Source organism: Streptomyces sp. NPDC000404, assembly GCF_040300365.1.
Lineage (GTDB): Bacteria > Actinomycetota > Actinomycetes > Streptomycetales > Streptomycetaceae > Streptomyces > Streptomyces ramulosus.
Genome location: NZ_JBEPDN010000015.1, coordinates 139,181 through 155,368 on the forward strand (window position 1 = coordinate 139,181; position 16,188 = coordinate 155,368).

Below are 16,188 nucleotides of genomic sequence, written 5' to 3' on the forward strand. Positions count from 1 at the left end.
CCCGCTCCGCGGCCGGCCTCCGGTTCCCCTGCAACGGCACCCGCATCGCTGTGCAAGAGAGGAAAACCCTCCGCCCATGACCGACAAGGCCGGCCCCACCGCCGTCCCGGGAGACGCAAACCCCGGCGTCATCGTCGTCTCCGGCATCTCCGCCGCGGGCAAGTCGACCGTCGCGCAGGCCCTTGCCGAGCGGCTGCCCCGTTCGGCGCACGTACGCGGCGACATCTTCCGCCGCATGGTCGTCAACGGTCAGGCGCACATGACCGCCGAGGCCCTGCCGGAGGCCGTCGCGCAGCTGCGCCTGCGGCACCGGCTGGCCGCCGCGGCGGCCGACGCCTACGCCGAGGCCGGTTTCACGGCCGTCCTTCAGGACGTTTTCCTCGGCGAACACCTGCGGAAGATCACCGAGATGATCAGCTGCCGTCCGCTCGCCGTGGTGGTGCTGGCACCCGACCCGGACGTCGTGGCCCGGCGCGAGGAGAAGCGCTCCAAGACCGGCTACGGACCCGACTGGCGGCCCAAGGACCTGGACAAGGTGCTCCGGGAGAGCACGCCCCGCATCGGGTTGTGGCTCGACACCTCCCACCGGACGGTCGACGAGACCGTTGACGAGATCCTCCGGCGCGCCTGGGGCGAGGGCGCCGTCTTCTGACCACGCCGACGGGCTCCCGGGGCGCCGCCACGCCCCTCACGGACCCGCGGTGACCAGGCCGTGCGGATCGTGCGCCGGACGGCCGCCGACGAGTGTGGCCAGGACGGAGATCGCGCCGATGCGGTCGGGGGCGCAGGTCGTGGGGTCGGCGTCGAGCACCGTGAGGTCCGCCAGCAGGCCGGGGACCAGCCGGCCCTTGCGGTCCGCGGTGCCGGTGGCGTGGGCCGAGCCGACCGTCCAGGCGCGCAGGGCGGTGGCGGCGGGTACGCCCTCGTGCGGGCCGAAGGGCGCGCCGCTCTCCGTCAGCCGCTCCACCATCGCCTGCATCGCGGCGAGCGGCGCGCCCGGTGCGACGGGGCGGTCGGAGCTGCCCGGCACGGTGAGCCCGAGATCGAGGAAGGAGCGCAGCCGGTACGCCCAGCCCGCCCGGCGGGCGCCGAGACCGGCGGCCATGCTCTCGCCGAACGCCGGGATGAAGTTGTGCTGCGGTACGGGCACCACCCCCAGGGACGCGAACGCCGCGAGCTGATCGGGGCGGACCACCCCCGCGTGCTCGATGCGGTGGTGCACCCCGGGGCGCGGCGCCTCGCGCTGCGCCCGCGCGTACGCCGACAGGGCCAGGTCGACGGCGCGGTCGCCGATGGCGTGCGCGGCCACCGTCCAGCCCGCCCGGTGCGCCGCGACGACCGTGCCGGCCATCGCGTCCGGATCGCCCTGGAAGTAGCCGGTGTTCTCGTGCGGGCAGCCGCAGAACGGCTCGGAGACGGCGGCGGTGCGCCCGAACAGCGAACCGTCCAGGAAGATCTTCACGGGCCCGACGGAGAGCGTGTCGTCCCCCAGGCCCGTCCGTATCCCCAGGTCGAGACCGAGGGTGAGGTCGTCGTCCGGATGCGCGGTCAGCGGGTGCAGCACATCGGCGGCCACCATCAGCTGGGCCCGCGCACGCAGCCGCCCGGTGTCCCGGGCGTGTTGGTAGGCGGCGAGTTCCACGGGGGTGTGGCCGATCCAGCCGCCGCCGATCCCGGCCTCCGTGAAGCTGGTGATGCCCTCGGTGAGGTAGTGCCCGGTGGCCCGGTCGACCGCCGCGGCGACGGTCTCGACGGAGTACGGCAGCACCTGGTCCTGGACGAGGCGCTGCGCGGTCTCCTCCAGGAGGCCGTTCGGCCGGCCGTCCGCGTACCGGGCCACGACCCCGCCGGGCGGATCGGCGTGGCCCGGCTCCAGGGCGCCGGCCGCCCGCAGCACCGGCGAGTTGACGACGCAGGCGTGCCCCGAGGCGTCCTTGAGCCAGACGGGCCGCCCGCCCGCCGCCCGATCCAGCGCGTCCCGGTGGGGCCGGCGGCCGCCCGGGCCGCCGGGGGCCAGGCCCGCTCCGACGACCCACGCCCCGGCGGGCAGCTCCGCCGCGTGCGCGGCGACCGCCGCGTACACCTCGTCCGGATCGCGCACACCGGACAGATCGAGCTGACCGAGCGTCAGGCCGAACCAGGCGGTGTGACAGTGCGCGTCGTTCAGGCCCGGGACGACGGTCGCGCCGCCCGCGTCGAGCACCCGGGCCGCGGCGAGATGCGCCACGTCCTCGTCGAGCCCGACGACGCGGCCGTGCAGCACCCCCAGGGTGTGCGCGGTGGGCCGCCGTTCGTCGAGGGTCAGGATGCGCGCATTGCGCACCAGAAGATCGAGCAGCACGGGATGTCCTCTCCTCACCGCCACACCGTGTCCTGACGGTCGTACGTCCGCCCCGCGGGCGCGGGGCGCTTGCGGAGTTCGCCCTTGGCGACGCGCTCCGACGGGGTCAGCGGGAGCCGGTCGCGCAGCTCCCAGTAGCGGGGCACCTTGAAGGCGGCCAGCCGCTCGCCGCAGTGGGCGGCCAGCTCGTCCGGGCCGGGCGCCGGTCCGTCGCCGTCCGGCACGACGTACGCCTTGATCTCCTCGCCGCGCAGCTCGTCGGCGACCGGCACGACGGCGGCCAGCCGGACCCGCGGGTGCGCGGTCAGCACCTCCTCCACCTCGGCCGCTGCGACGTTCTCGCCGCTGCGCCGGATCATGTCCTTGAGCCGGCCCCGGAAATGGACCCGGCCCTCCTCGTCCAGGTGGCCGAGGTCCCCGGTGCGGAACCAGCCGTCCGCGAAGGCGGCCGCGGTCGCGTCCGGGCGGCCGAGATAGCCCGCCATCATGCCCGGGCCGCGCAGCTGGATCTCGCCGGCCGTGTGGGCCGGGAGCGCGGCGCCGTCCGGCCCGGCGATGCGGACGGCGCGGTGCCGCAGCGGCCGGCCGATGCAGCCGCTGCCGACCGCCGCATCGTGGTCCGCGGGCCCGACGCGCAGGTCCGCGCCGGTCTCCGTCATGCCGAACGCCTCGTACCACGGGACGCCCCAGCGCTCCTCCAGCCGGGCGTGCAGCGCGGGCGGAATGGCGGAGCACTGGACGGCGCGGACGCGGTGGTCGCGGTCCTCGGGGTGCTCCGGCATCCGCAGCAGCAGCGCGGGCATCAGGCCCAGGCAGTAGAAGTACGTGACGCGGTGCTCCCTGACCTTCTGCCAGAAGGTGGTGGGGTGGAACCGGTCCAGAACGACGAGGCGGCTGCCGGCGAGCAGGGCCGCGGCGACGTTCCACTGCGGGTCGATGTAGTGGAACGGCTGGCAGGTGAGCAGCGTGTCGTCCGGCCCCAGGTGCGGGAACTCGGCGACGAGACTGCCGGCCAGGGCCAGCCAGTAGCGGTGCGGCAGCAGGCAGCCCTTGGGACTGCCGGTGGTGCCGGAGGTGTACTGGACGTTGACGAGCTCATCGGGACCGCACGGGCCGCCGGACGAGACGGGGGCCGGAACGGCGGGCGGCGCAACCTCGTCGACGTAGCGGACGGCGCGCAGGGTGGGCACGGCCGCCAGCAGCTCCTCGGCCATCGGCCGGAACTCCTTGCAGGTCACCAGCAACTGGGCGCCGGAGTCCCGCAGGACGTGCGCCGCGTCGTGGCTGCGGTAGGCCGTGTTGACCGGCACCATCGCGGCGCCGAGCGCCGCCAGGGCCAGCCAGGTGAGCGGGAACTCCGGGCGGTTGCGCAGCAGCACGGCGACCCGGGCGTCCCGCCCGACACCGGCCGCGCTCAGCTCCGCCGCGGTCCGCCGGACGCCGCGCGCCACGCCGGCGAAGGTGAGGTCGCGGCCGTACTCGTCGAACGTCCAGGCCACCCGGTCGGGCCACCGGTCCGCCGCCCGCTCCACGAGCGTCACCAGATCGGGTACGGACTCCGGCGGCAGCTCCGCACACCCCGGGGCGTCCTGCGCGCTCATCGCCCGCCCTCCCGGGCCGGTGCGGGCGCTTGCGTGAACGCCTGCCGGGGGCGCTCGTGCTCGCCGCTCTCCCCGGTGAGCTGGGCCGCCGACACCTCCCGTGCCAGGGCCTGTTCGACGGTCCCGTCCAGACCCTCGTCGATCAGCTGCTTGGCGAGCGCGAGCGCGAACGGCGGCCGCCCGGCGAGGACGGCCGCCAGCTCGGCCGCCACGCTCTCGTGCCGCCCCGGTGGGCTGATCCGGGTGACCAGCCCCAGCCGCTGCGCCTGACGGGCGTCGAAGTGCTCGCCCAGCAGGACCAGTTCCTTCGCCTTGATCGCGCCGACGGCGGTGGTGAGCAGGCGGGAGACGCCCCCGGTCACACTGAGCCCGACACCCACCTCCGGGAAGCCGAACCGGGTGCCCTCCGCCGCGACGACCAGATCGCAGGAGAGCGCGAACTCGCAGCCGGCGCCCAGCGCGTAGCCGTGCACGGCGGCCACGACGGGGAAGGGGGCGTCCCGGATCAGCCGGGTCACCTCCTGGATGCGGTCCAGGCGGGCGCGGGTGCCCGCGGCGTCCGCCGGCGCGGGCTCGGCCTTGAGGTCATGGCCGGAGCAGAAGGCCCGGCCCGCCCCGCACAGGACGGCCGCGCGCACGCCCTCGTCGGTCGCCCGGCGCAGCGCCGCCAGCAGATCGTCGACGAGATGCTCGGTCACGGCGTTGAGCCGGTGCGGCCGGGAGAGGCGGATGCGGGCGATGCCGTGGTCGAGGACCGCGTACGCGACGCGGGGCTCCTCGGCGCCGCCGTCCGGCCGGACGCTGTTCGCCGTACCGGTGGGAATGGGGTCAGTAGCCACAAGGTGCTCCTCGGAAGTCGCCGAACAGCGCGCACGTTACTCTATCGATCGGTCGATCGATAGAGGCTTGCGTACGAGGACTCGGACCCGGTGAATCGATGGTTCGGCGGCGTCCGAGGCGGGTGGGGAAGCGGGGTGGCGCGGCCGTACGCCGCTGCCTTGAGGGGGACGTACGTCGCCGCCCGAAGGGGGAAGGGGCTGCGTCAGGCCGAGGTGGGCGTGCTCGCGCCCAGGCTGACCTGCCAGATCTCCTCCACCAGCGCCCGCGCCGTGCGGATCTCGGCGGGCTCGGGACGCGGCATCGAGTGCGCCGGGACGCCGAGCAGTTGCAGCGCCAGGCGCGCATGGGCCGTCGCCACCCCGTCGAGCGCGATCGAGCCGTCGGGGGAGTACCACGTGGCGACCCCGGAGCACATCTCCAGCAACGCCATCCGCGCGAAGGTCCGGTCGGGCACCGTGAACAGGCCGGAGGCGCAGCCGTTGGCGATGGCGTGGCGCCAGTGGTCCTCGTACGCGTCCCGCAGCGCCACCATCGCCGTGCGGCGCTCGGGCCCGAGCGCCTCCAGCTCGTTGTCGACCACGGCGGTCTCCTCCGGGCGCAGCGCATGGGTGAGCACATGGACGTGCACCAGCCCGGTGATCTGCGCCTGCGGATCGGACGCGTCCGCGACGATCCGGCCGGCCGCGTCGTTCAGCCGGTCCAGGCTGGCCCGCATGATGGAGGCGAGCAACTCCTCCTTGGTGCCCATGTAGTGGTAGAGGGTCGCGGACGACATGCCCGCGCCCTCGGCCAACTCCCGGATGCCCACACCGTGGAAGCCCTTCGCGGCGAACAGCCGGATCGCCGCGTCCCAGACCTGGCGACGTGCGTGCGCGCCGGCGCGTGTGCTGGGGGCCTTGGCCACGGGACGATCCTTCGCTCGGAGCGGGCACGCTGGACGGACGGGCCGAGTTTACCGCGCCCTATCGGCCGATCGATTGGCGAGCGGGATGCGTGCCATGGCAGGCACGCACCGGGACGCGGTCCGCCGTCCCACCGGTCACCGCTACCGCCCGCCCCCGCCACTCCTGCCCGCCCGCCGCTGCCGCAGCGCCCCGACGCCCGCCGCCACCACCGTGACCGTCAGCGTCAGGAACAGCGAGCGCTGCGTGGTCGCGTCGAAGGCCAGCAGCACGAGGACCGCCGCCAGCGCCGTGACGACCGTCCACGACAGCCAGGGGTAGGCCCACATCCGTACCGCCGGTGTCCGTCCCAGCCGCTCGGCCCGCATCCGGCTGCGGATCTGGCACGCCGCCACGCACAGATACATCAGGACGATCACCGCCCCGGTGGAGTCCAGCAGGAAAGTGAAGATCGTGGCGGTCCCCGCGAAGTACTTCGACGCGAGGGTGAGAAGCCCGGCGCCCGCGGCGACCAGCACCGCGGGCACGGGGACGCCGCGCGCATTGGTCCGCGCGAAGAGCCGGGGCGCCTCGCGCTGCCCGGCCAGGGCGAAGAGCATGCGGGACGCCGTGTAGAGGCCGGAGTTCAGGCAGGACGCCACCGCGACCAGCACGATCAGATCCATGAGCCGGCCCGCCTGGGGCACGCCCAGCGCGTCGAGCGCCGCCGAGTAGGGGCTGGACGTGACGCTCGCCCGGTCGTATGGCAGCAGCGTGACGATGACCCCGATGGAGCCGATGTAGAAGATGAGGATGCGGGCGGTGGTGGAGCGGATCGCCTTGCGCACCGCCTCCGCCGGGCGCGGCGCCTCGCCCGCCGCGATGGTGACCACCTCGGCGCCGCCGAACGCGAAGATCACGGTCAGCACGCTCGGCAGCACCGCGTACCAGCCCTCCGGGGCGAAGCCGCCGTGCCCGAGGAGGTTGGCCGTGCCGGGGGGGTCCGTACCCGGCAGCAGCCCCGCGACGGCCAGCACGCCCAGCCCGATGAAGGCGGTGATGGCCACCACCTTGATCAGGGCGAACCAGTACTCGGCCTCGCCGAACGCCGCCACATGGATCAGATTCGACGCCGTGAGCACGGCGAGGAGCACCAGCGAGGCGACCCAGGCGGGGACCGCGGGCACCAGATGGTGGGCCAACTCGCCGCCGATGACCGCCTCCAGGCCGACCGTCACCCACCACGAGTAGGCGTAGAGCCAGCCGATCGCGAGCCCGCACCAGCTGCCGAACTCCCGCGAGGCGTAGTGCGCGAACGATCCGGTGCTCGGGTCCGCCACGGCCAGTTCGGCGAGCATCCGCATGACGAGGATGACCAGCAGCCCCGCGATGGCGTACGAGACCAGGGCCGCCGGACCGGTGCTGCGGATGACCGTGCCCGACCCCACGAACAGGCCCGCGCCGACCACCCCGCCGATGGCGATCATGCTCATCTGGCGGTTCCGCAGACCGCGCCGGAGACCGGAACCGCCGTCCGTCCGCCCGGCGTCGGCGTCGTTGTCGGAGCCCGCGGCGGCGGCCGGCCCGCCGGTGTGCGCGCGGGCCGCCTCCGTGGCGAGGGGGCGGGACGCGGCCCCGGGCGGGGATGGAGCCTGTCGGGGTGCTGCGGAATCCCGGGTCATGGCCACTCCAGCTCACTCGATCGATCGGTCGATTGATTTGCGACAAGGTAGGTCCGGAGCTGGGCCAGGACAAGACTTCTCGCCGAGGGGATTTCCGTCTCCGCCCAACACCCGCTGGTCAGGCCCTGATTGCCGAGCGGGGGAGGCGCCGGAGAGGCGGGGCGGTATCGAGACCGCCGGTGTGTCAAGACGTTGCGTCGCGCCGTGGTGGCGCCCTAGGCTCTCGAACGATCGAACGAGAGCGCACCTCAGCACACCTCCGTCACCAGGCACCGGGGCGGCGAGCCGAAGGAGCACCGTGGACGTCCCGCACCTCACGCACACCGCGCCCGTGTACTACGACGAGTTCGACCTCAACGGACATCTCCACAACGCGCGGTACGCCCTCCACATCGAACGCGCCACGACGGCGGCCTTCGCCGGGGCCGGCTACGACACGGGGGAGACCGTGGAACGCCATCCCGACCTGCGCTACGTCGTGCGCCGGTTCGCCATCGACTTCCTGGTGCCGGTGGAGGGCGCCGATCGGCTCGCCGTCGACCTCTGGCTGAGCCGGCTGGGACGTACGGGCATGACCTGGAACTTCCGGGTCCGGCAGGGGGACGATCCGCTGCCCCGGGCCACGGGCACCCGCGTCCTCGTCAAGGTCGGCCCGGACGGCAGGCCGTCCCCGTGGTCGTCCGCGATGCGGGACTGGTACGCGACGCTGAGTGGCGACCCGGCGCACGCGCACGGCTGGCGCCTTCCCGGAGCTCCGGGAAGGCGTCAGACATCCGGGCCGAGGGTGTCCCTCGGGTCAGTGCTGCGGGTGCGGGCGTGGGTGGAACACCGACCGCCGGTGCCTGGGGGGTGCGGACGCGGGGTCGCGCCCGACGGCGATGCGCAGGCGAATGGCGTTGATCACCTCGGTGACGCCCAGGACGATGGCCATGATGCCGGTCACCAGGGTGAGCGCGGCGATCGAGCCGAACGGCGAGATGATCATCACGATGCCGGCGAGCAGGGTGATGATGCCCAGGAAGAGCTGCCAGCCACGGGCCGGCGTTTCGCGGGCGGAGCCGGCGGCCGCGGTCAGCATGATGCCGCGCACCAGCCAGCCGAAGCCGATCCAGAGGGCGAGCAACAGGGTTGACTGCAGGGTGCCCCGGAAGCAGATGAGTCCGAGGAGCACGCTGAGCGCACCGGTGATGAAGTGCAGTGCCCGTAGATGCCCGGGTACATGTGCGCCGAAGGCTCCGGCCAGTTGGAAGACACCGCTGACCAACAGGTAGACGCCGAAGGCGATGCCGATGACCAGCAGCGTTTTGCCCGGCCAGACCAGGACGATCACGCCCAGCGCGATCGATGCCAGGCCGATGGTGAACAGCGCCTGCCAGCCGAGATTGGCCAGGATCCCCAGGGGATTGCTCTCCGCGGAAGCTTCCGGGGGTTGCGTCGGGCCGTCGTCCGAGGCCGCGGAGGGATTCGTCATACCTGCCACCTCTCTCATGGGACAGCGCGGGACGGATACGGACGTTTCCATCGTCACCCCAACGGCCCCGTCCCGCTTGGGGAGGGCGCCGCGGCCCGCGGTGAGGCGCCCGCCTGGCGGCGGCGCGGAGCGGTTGCCGAATTCTCCGGTCCGTGGCAGGCCGTTCCGGACCGTTCCAAGGTCGTTCCAGGCTGTTCCGGAACTACCTGGAACGAGCTGGAACGGTCCGGTTGGATCTGGAGCGAGCTGGAACGGTCCGGAAGGATCTGGAACGGGCTCGAATGGTCCGGAAGGACCTGGAACGCCATGGAACGACAGCGGAACGGATGGAACGGCCTGGAACGGCCCGGGACGGGAAATCTCCTGATACCGGGCGCGCTTGCCCGGTATCGAAGGCCGGCAACTTGGTTCGCTTCCCCGGCCTGTGATCGCATGGCGGCGATGCTCTCCAACGAACCTTCCGCACATTCCACGGCACGGGTTCCGGCCGGCCGCACGCCCCGGAACGGCGAGGAGCCGGACGCCGCGCCTGCCCGGAACGACGGTGCCGACCTGGGCCGGAACGACGGCCCCGACCCGAGCCGGAACGACGACGTCGCCCCGGACCGGGACAGCGGCGCCGCCCCGGCCACCGGCAGCACCCCCGCCCCCGCCGTGCCCGACAGCGCACCCACCGTGACCGGCAGCGGCACCGACCCCGCTGCCACCACCGCCACCGCCGGCACGGGCACGGACACCGCGCCCATCGGCGACGGGAAGGAGCCCCCGCGGCCCGGACGCAAGCCCCGTCGGGTGCTGGTGCGAAGGACCGTGAAGACGGCCGTCGCGCTCGCCGTCGTGCTGGCGTTTCTCGCGCTCGGCGACCGGTGGGCGGTGCTCTACGCGGAGAACGTGGCGGCGCAGCAGGTCCAACGGGCGCTGAAGCTGCACGCCGAGCCCGAGGTGCACATCGACAGCTTCCCGTTCGTCGGGCAGGTGCTCGCCGGCGGCATCGACCACGTCGAGGTCACCGTCCCCCACGTCGACGCCGGGCCGGTCTCCGTCGCCCGGGTGAAGGGGACGGTGGACGACATCCGGATCGTCGGCAGCCTGCCCTCCTCGGTCGAGGGAGCGGTCCTGAGCCGGGTGCGCGGAGACGTCCTGCTGGACTTCAAGGACCTGAACCGCGAGGTCGGGGCCTCGCAGATCCGTCTGAGGCCCGGCCCGGGGAAGAACACGGTGCTGGCCTCCGGCGAGCTGCCGGTGGGCGGCAGGCAGGCCCGCGTCCAGGGGCGCGCGCAGCTGGAGCGCACCGGGGACCGCGGCCTGCGGATGGCCGTGCAGGACACGCGCGTGGTGGTGCCCGGCCTGCTCACCTACGTGCCGGGCAAGGGCGGCGGCCTCCAGCTGACCGCACCCGTCGCCGACCGGATGGACGAGGGCGAGCTGCGGCGGGCGACCGGCGAGCACGTCAGCCCGCGGCAGCGGATGACCGGCCGCATGCTGGACACGCTCGCGGACCATCCGTCGCTGCTCGCACCCACCGGCATCGATCCCTCGCTGATCAAGGGCCTGCAAAAGCTCCGGGAGCCGAAGGTCGCCCAGCGGATGGAGTTCTCCGCGCGGCTGCCGGACGACCTGCCGGGCGACATCCGGCTGCGCGACCTCTCCGTGACGAAGGACGGGATCCGGGCGCAGCTGACCGGCAAGGACGTGGCGGTCGGCTGAGCGGCGGCGCCGACGGGCGCCCGCACATGGGCGCCCGCACACGGGCATCCGCGCACGGGCGCGCCGGACCGGAGCGGGCAACGCGGCGGTACGGGCGCGCAGATGCCGCCCGTACCACGGGCCGTCGTCACCGTCCCCCGGCCCGCGCTCCGGGCCCCGGCCGCCCCGCCGGGCGGCGGCTCACGGGTGATCCGGCTGCCCGACGCGGCGCCACCACTGCCGGCCGCCCGTGTCATGGACGACCACCCCGAGCTTCGTCAACTCCCGCCGCAGCTCCGCGACCTCCTTCTCCTCCTTCTTCCGCAGGGCCTCGGCCCGCGCCTTCAGAAGCGCGTTGCCGCCGGCCGGCAGGCCCGGCATCTCCTCGACCCAGCGCCGGTACGCGTCGCGGTACGGGTCGCCGTCCGCCAGCCACGGATACCCGTGGGCGCGGAAGCCCTTCGCGAGCTGCGCGACCGACGGCAGGTCCGCGCCCTCGCTCTTGTGCTCCACGGCCAGCTCCTCGCCCCGCTCGCCGAGTATCACCAGCCGCCCGCGGTCGGCGAACACCGCGCGGACCGCGGTCCGGGGAACGCTCTGACGGACGTCGCCGCGGCTCGTGGTGATCCGGTCTTCCTCGATGGTGACGGTGGTGTAGCCGTACTCGGCCAGGAAGACGATCACGCCGCCGGCCAGGGCCCCGACGAGGAGGCTCACCACCGTCGCCGTCGGTTCGGGCGCCTTGTGGATGAGTTCGACCAGCCCCTCCCACGGAACCCAGGGCCAGGAAGCCGCCCAGTCCGCGAGGGCCTTGAGCAGCAGTCCGGCCGCTGCCCCCAGTGCCGGGAAGCCGATCGCCACCAGAATGCGGTGCGACGCCTTCTGCCGTACCACGATTGCCGTGCCTGCGCCAGTCATACCGATGCGCCTTTCTTCGATTTCGGGTGTGTACCGGGACGAGGAATGCCTGCGTGCTACGGCCGGGGCGGGTGCGCGTCGTCGCGCCGGCGCCACGGCGGCACCGACAGCGTGGTCCAGGAGCGCAGCGGCCACTCCAGCGGGCCGTAGGCGTGCTGCCGCAGCCACCACCGGGCGGCCACCGTCTGTACCGCGAACAGCGCCAGGGCGATCGCCACGAGGCCGGCGGGCGCGACCCGGCCGACCAGCGCGGCGCCGTAGCCGGTGAACAGCAGGGCGCAGACCAGGGACTGGCCGAGGTAGTGGGTCAGCGACATGCGGCCCGCGGGCGCGAGCGCCGCGGTCACGGCCCCGCCCCGGCGGCCGCGGACGAGCCGGAGCACGGTCGCCGCGTAACCGGCGGCCAGCAGCGGAGCGGTGAGCACATCGAGGCCCATGGCGAGGACCTGGTACGCGGACCCGGGGTGGTTCAGGCTCGCGTCCGCGTACACCACGCCGCCCAGCAGTCCGACGGTGAAACCGGCCCACTGGAGCCGCTTCAGGAACCGCTCGTGGCGGTCGGTGTCGGCCAGGGCCCGGCGGCGGCCGGCGGCCAGGCCCAGCAGGAAGGCGGCGAGCGCCGAGGGCGCCTGGAAGAAGACCAGCAGGAAGGCCACGTCCGGCAGCTGCGCGAGGTGGGCGCGGACGACCGAGCCCGGCCCGCCGCGCAGCGCCTCGGTCGCCTGCGCGGCGTCGGACGCCGTGGACGCCGGGATGCCACCGCCGCCCGCCTGGTGGAGCACGAGCGCGAGGAGCGCGTAGCAGGCGGCGGTCACCACCAGCAGCGTCACCGCGGTCCGCACCGCCGTACGGGGCCGCAGGCGGCGCAGCGCCAGCAGGATCAGGCCGAGGACGGCGTAGAGGGTGAGGATGTCGCCGGGGAAGAGGATGACGGCGTGGACGACGCCGATCACGTACAGGCCGGTCAGGCGCCGCAGGAAGCGGGGGGTGAAGCGGGCGCCGCGCCGCTCGGCCGAGTCGATCTGCAGCGTGAAGCTGTAGCCGAACAGGAACGAGAACAGCAGGAAGAACTTCGCCTCGAAGAACACGGCCACCAGCCATCGGGCGGCGGCGTTCAGCGGGCCGCCGAAGCCCGGGTCCTCCAGGCCGGTCCCGTGGTAGGCGGAGGCGAGGTAGGTGATGTTCACCATCAGGATGCCGAACAGGGCGAAGCCGCGCAGCGCATCCACCTGCGGCAACCGCGCACCGCCGCTCTGCTGTGCCGCTGCCGCGGGGCGGGGATGCGGAGGGCTCTCCGTACGGGGTCGGACGTTCACGGCACTCCTTGAAGACGTCGAAACTATCGAAGTTGAAACGGTCGTTTCTTAAACGAGCGTACTATGGTTGTCGAAGTGAGAGTGACCGGCGGAATCCGGCGGAGGCGGGCGAGGCCCGCGCCGGGAGAGGGGTAACGATGGACGTACCGAAGAAGGCGGACCGGAGCGACGGCGCTCCCCGGCTGCACCGCGGCATCCCCGACGGGGGCGAGACGCAGGTCGCCGCCCTGTACTGGGAGGCGTTCGGCCGCAAGCTCGGCGGCGCGCTCGGCCCGCCCGCCAAGGGCCGGGCGTTCCTCGCCTCCCATCTGCACCGCGACCGGGGCATCGCCGCACTCGACGGCGCGGGCCGCGTCATCGGCGTCGCCGGCTACGACCTCGCGGGCCGCGCCCTGTTCGGCGGCTCGGCACGCGATGTGCTGTCCGGATACGGCCTGCTGGGCGGGGTGCCGCGGATCGCCCTCCTCGCCCTGTTCACCCGGAGGCCCGCCGAGGGCGAACTCGTGATGGACGGCATCTGCGTGGCGGCGTCGCACCGCGGCACCGGCATCGGCTCACTGCTGCTGCGCGAGACCGCCGCCGTGGCCGCCGAGAACGCCTGCACCCGCATCCGGCTCGACGTCATCGACACCAACCCGCGCGCCCGGGCCCTCTACGTACGCCACGGCTTCGGCGCCGTGCACACCCGGCAGACCCCGTTCCTGCGGAAGCCGATGGGCTTCGGAGCCGTCACCACCATGCACCGTGCCGTCACCCCCGACGACCTCAGCGGAGGAACCCCCTGATGCCCCGCCCCCAACCGGACGCCCGGCGCCCGGAGATCCCCACCCGGCTGCTCGTGCACGCCCTCGTCCGGGAGGACGCGACCGTCGACGCCGGACAGCTCTACGCCGTCGCCGGGCTCCTCGGCATGACCGACCAGCAGGTCCGGCTCTGCGTCAAACGCCTCGTCACCGAGGGGCGGTTCGTCCAGGAAGGGCGCGGGCGCAAGGCCGTGCTGCGGGCCGTCTCCGACGCCGCGACCGGAACCGTCGCCCCCGACGCCGACCACGTCCGCCACGCCTACCGGCAAGACCGCGGGCTCGCGCCGTGGGACGGCACCTGGCACCTGTTCGCCTTCGCCGTCCCCGAAGCGCGCCGCACCGCCCGCGACGCGCTGCGCGAAACCCTGCTCCACCTGGGCGCGGCGCCCGTCCAGGGCGGGCTGTACGTCGCCGCCAACCCCATCGCCGACCTGGTCGAGGCGCAGGCCAGGCACCTCGACGTCCTCGGCTCCGTCACCTTCCTCACCAGCACCGACCTGCGCATCGGGGACACCACCGACCCGCGCGAACTGGCCGCCGCCATCTGGCCGCTGGAGACGATCGCCGCCCGCCACGACGACCTCGCCGCCTTCGCCGGTGCCTGCGCCGACCGCATCGGCCGCGGGACGGACCTGTCCGGCACCGAGCAGCTCACCCTCGCCGTGGAGCTCGCCGCGGAGTTCAGCCGCGCCATGACCGGCGATCCGCTGCTGCCCCCGGAACTGCTGCCCCGGCCCTGGCCCGGCAGCCGCGCCCGCCGACTGGCCCGGGAATGCTGGGACGCCCTGCGCGCGCTCCCCGCGGACGAGGACACCGCCACGCCGCTGCCGCGCCTGTTCCACTTCTACGACGACGCGTTCGCCGAGCCCGGCGGGCAGGGATAGCCCCCACAGGCCGGTGCCCGGGCGCACAGCCGCCCGCCCGGGCACCGGCACGGGGCCGGATCAGCGGATGACGGCCTCGCCGTTGCTGCGGATCCTGTCCACGATCGCGGCCGGAGCCTTCTGCGGGGAGCCCGCGTCGTACGGCGGCTGCGGGTCGTACTCGGTCCCGAGCTGGACGACCTGGGCGAATTCGTTGCCGGCCACCTTGCCGACCAGCGCCAGGCCCATGTCGATGCCGGACGAGACCCCGGCGGCGGTGACGACCTTGCCGTCCACGACGACCCGCTCCCCGGTCGGCGTGGCGCCGAACGTGGCGAGAGCGTCCAGCGCCAGCCAGTGCGAGGTGGCGCGCCGGCCCTGGAGCAGCCCGGCCGCCCCGAGCAGCAGCGAGCCCGTGCAGACCGACGTCGTCCAGGTGCTGGTGGCGTCGGCGGCGCGCAGCCAGCCCAGAAGCGCCTCGTTCGTCATCTGCTCCCGCTGGCCCGGGCCGCCGGGCACCACCACGATGTCCGGGCGCGGCACCTCGGCGAGCGCCTTGTCCGCGACCAGCGTGAGCGTGCCCTGGTCATTGGTGACCGGACCGGGCCGCTCGGCGACGAAGACGGTCTCGGCCCCGGGCGTACGGCACAGCATCTCGTACGGACCGATCGCGTCCAGCGCGGTGAAGCGGTCGTAGAGGACGATGGCGATCTGCATGGCTTTTCCTTTCACGGAGGGGAGTGGGGGAGAGGCCGGCCCGGGCCGGGGGCGGCCGGGCCGGGGGAGTTGGGGTCATCGGCGGAAGCGGCGGCGGTATTCGGCCGGTGCGGTGTCCAGCGCCTTGACGAAGGCGCGGCGCATGGCCTCCGGGGTGCCGTATCCGCAGGCCCGGGAGACCTGTTCCACACCGTCGGCCGAGTCCTCCAGGAGCCGGCGGGCCTGCTCCAGGCGGACGCGCTCCACGTACCGGCCCGGCGTCATCCCCGTCTCCGCACGGAACGCCCGCGCGAAGTGCCGGGGGGAGAGGCGGGCGCGCTCCGCGAGGCGCTCGACCGAAAGATCCGCTTCCGGATGCTCGGTGATCCACTGCTGAAGCTCCCGCAGCGGCTCCCGCCGCGCCGTCTGAACGGCCAGCTGGGCGCTGAACTGCGCCTGGTTGCCCGGGCGCCGGAGAAAGACGACCAGATCGCGTGCGACGGCGAGGGCGACCTCCCGGCCGTGGTCCTCCTCGACCAGGGCCAGCGCGAGGTCGATGCCGGCGGTGACCCCGGCGGAGGTGGCGATCGCGCCGTCCCGTACGAAGATCGGGTCCGGCTCGACCGTCACCTCCGGGTACTGCTCGGCCAGCTGCTCGCACACCGCCCAGTGCGTCGTCGCCCGGCGGCCGTCGAGCAGCCCGGCCCCGGCCAGCAGCAGCGCACCGCTGCACACCGACACGATCCGCGCCGCCCGCCGCGCGTGCCCCCGCAGCCAGCCGATCAGCGCGGGGTCGGGGGAGCGGGAGCCGTCACCGCCCGGGACGAGCAGCGTGTGCGGCGTCCCGGCGTCGGGCAGCGCGCGGTCCGGGGTGATCCGCAGCCCGCTCGACGTCCGGACGGGCGCGCCGTCGAGCGAGGCGGTGCGGATCACATACGGTTCGCCGCTCGCCCGGCCGGCACCCGAGAACACCTCCACGGGGCCGGTCACATCGAGACTCTGCACGCCCTCGAAGAGGACGACCAGCACGGATCGCTGCATCATGACGCCCATCCTTCGCGGCCCGCCCCATGTCCGCAATGACGAGAAT

14 protein-coding genes and 1 pseudogene are annotated in these 16,188 nt (G+C 73.9%); 5 read left to right on the top strand and 10 right to left on the bottom strand.

Going from position 1 to position 16,188, the window contains the following annotated elements; translation table 11 throughout:
* The first annotated feature begins 76 nt into the window (after positions 1 to 76).
* Positions 77 to 652, top strand: a complete 576-nt coding sequence (locus tag ABT345_RS27240; RefSeq protein WP_345087171.1) for an AAA family ATPase — start codon at positions 77 to 79, stop codon at positions 650 to 652.
* A gap of 36 nt (positions 653 to 688) precedes the next feature.
* Here ABT345_RS27240 and ABT345_RS27245 read toward each other — a convergent pair whose 3' ends face one another.
* The 5 genes from ABT345_RS27245 to ABT345_RS27265 all read right to left on the bottom strand — a co-directional run bounded on the left by ABT345_RS27245 (position 689) and on the right by ABT345_RS27265 (position 7,345).
* Positions 689 to 2,341: an amidohydrolase gene (locus ABT345_RS27245; protein ID WP_345087169.1), complete on the bottom strand. Its 1,653-nt coding sequence runs from the start codon at positions 2,339 to 2,341 to the stop codon at positions 689 to 691.
* Positions 2,342 to 2,355: 14 nt separating this feature from the next.
* Positions 2,356 to 3,942, bottom strand: a complete 1,587-nt coding sequence (locus ABT345_RS27250; protein WP_345087167.1) for an AMP-binding protein — start codon at positions 3,940 to 3,942, stop codon at positions 2,356 to 2,358.
* Complete coding sequence (locus tag ABT345_RS27255) at positions 3,939 to 4,781, bottom strand: enoyl-CoA hydratase/isomerase family protein (RefSeq protein WP_345087165.1); 843 nt, start codon at positions 4,779 to 4,781, stop codon at positions 3,939 to 3,941. Before ABT345_RS27255 ends, ABT345_RS27250 begins: the two co-directional genes overlap by 4 nt.
* 203 nt (positions 4,782 to 4,984) lie before the next feature.
* Positions 4,985 to 5,686, bottom strand: a complete 702-nt coding sequence (locus ABT345_RS27260; protein ID WP_345087163.1) for a TetR/AcrR family transcriptional regulator — start codon at positions 5,684 to 5,686, stop codon at positions 4,985 to 4,987.
* 141 nt (positions 5,687 to 5,827) lie between these two features.
* Positions 5,828 to 7,345, bottom strand: coding sequence for an amino acid permease (locus tag ABT345_RS27265; RefSeq protein ID WP_345087161.1), 1,518 nt, complete (start codon positions 7,343 to 7,345; stop codon positions 5,828 to 5,830).
* On the opposite strand from ABT345_RS27265, the pseudogene ABT345_RS27270 reads away from it, so the two are divergent.
* Positions 7,344 to 8,030 (top strand): annotated as a pseudogene (locus ABT345_RS27270) (acyl-CoA thioesterase); the annotation flags it as partial. The gene ABT345_RS27265 and the pseudogene ABT345_RS27270 overlap by 2 nt on opposite strands.
* Before the next feature lie 111 nt (positions 8,031 to 8,141).
* On the opposite strand, the gene ABT345_RS27275 reads toward ABT345_RS27270, so the two are convergent.
* Entirely contained in the window at positions 8,142 to 8,816 is a 675-nt protein-coding gene (locus tag ABT345_RS27275) for an HdeD family acid-resistance protein (protein WP_345087159.1), read from the bottom strand.
* A gap of 441 nt (positions 8,817 to 9,257) precedes the next feature.
* Between ABT345_RS27275 and ABT345_RS27280 the strand changes: the two genes are divergently transcribed.
* Entirely contained in the window at positions 9,258 to 10,523 is a 1,266-nt protein-coding gene (locus ABT345_RS27280; RefSeq protein ID WP_345087157.1) for an LmeA family phospholipid-binding protein, read from the top strand.
* Between the two features lie 180 nt (positions 10,524 to 10,703).
* Here the strand turns inward: ABT345_RS27280 and ABT345_RS27285 are convergent, their stop codons facing one another.
* Positions 10,704 to 11,420, bottom strand: coding sequence for a YqeB family protein (locus ABT345_RS27285; protein ID WP_345087155.1), 717 nt, complete (start codon positions 11,418 to 11,420; stop codon positions 10,704 to 10,706).
* Between the two features lie 56 nt (positions 11,421 to 11,476).
* On the bottom strand, positions 11,477 to 12,736 hold the full coding sequence (locus ABT345_RS27290; RefSeq protein WP_345087153.1) for a DUF418 domain-containing protein: 1,260 nt from the start codon (positions 12,734 to 12,736) through the stop codon (positions 11,477 to 11,479).
* Between the two features lie 137 nt (positions 12,737 to 12,873).
* Between ABT345_RS27290 and ABT345_RS27295 the strand changes: the two genes are divergently transcribed.
* Positions 12,874 to 13,521, top strand: coding sequence for a GNAT family N-acetyltransferase (locus ABT345_RS27295; RefSeq protein ID WP_345087151.1), 648 nt, complete (start codon positions 12,874 to 12,876; stop codon positions 13,519 to 13,521).
* On the top strand, positions 13,521 to 14,423 hold the full coding sequence (locus tag ABT345_RS27300; protein ID WP_345087149.1) for a PaaX family transcriptional regulator C-terminal domain-containing protein: 903 nt from the start codon (positions 13,521 to 13,523) through the stop codon (positions 14,421 to 14,423). Before ABT345_RS27295 ends, ABT345_RS27300 begins: the two co-directional genes overlap by 1 nt.
* A 60-nt stretch (positions 14,424 to 14,483) precedes the next feature.
* Here ABT345_RS27300 and ABT345_RS27305 read toward each other — a convergent pair whose 3' ends face one another.
* Both ABT345_RS27305 and ABT345_RS27310 read right to left on the bottom strand, forming a co-directional pair.
* Positions 14,484 to 15,119 carry a DJ-1/PfpI family protein gene (locus ABT345_RS27305; protein WP_345087147.1) on the bottom strand — a complete coding sequence of 212 codons (636 nt, stop codon included), beginning with the start codon at positions 15,117 to 15,119 and terminating at the stop codon, positions 14,484 to 14,486.
* 75 nt (positions 15,120 to 15,194) lie between these two features.
* Positions 15,195 to 16,142 (bottom strand): GlxA family transcriptional regulator, encoded by a 948-nt coding sequence (locus ABT345_RS27310; protein WP_345087145.1) that lies wholly within the window; start codon positions 16,140 to 16,142, stop codon positions 15,195 to 15,197.
* Between the last annotated feature and the right edge of the window lie 46 nt (positions 16,143 to 16,188).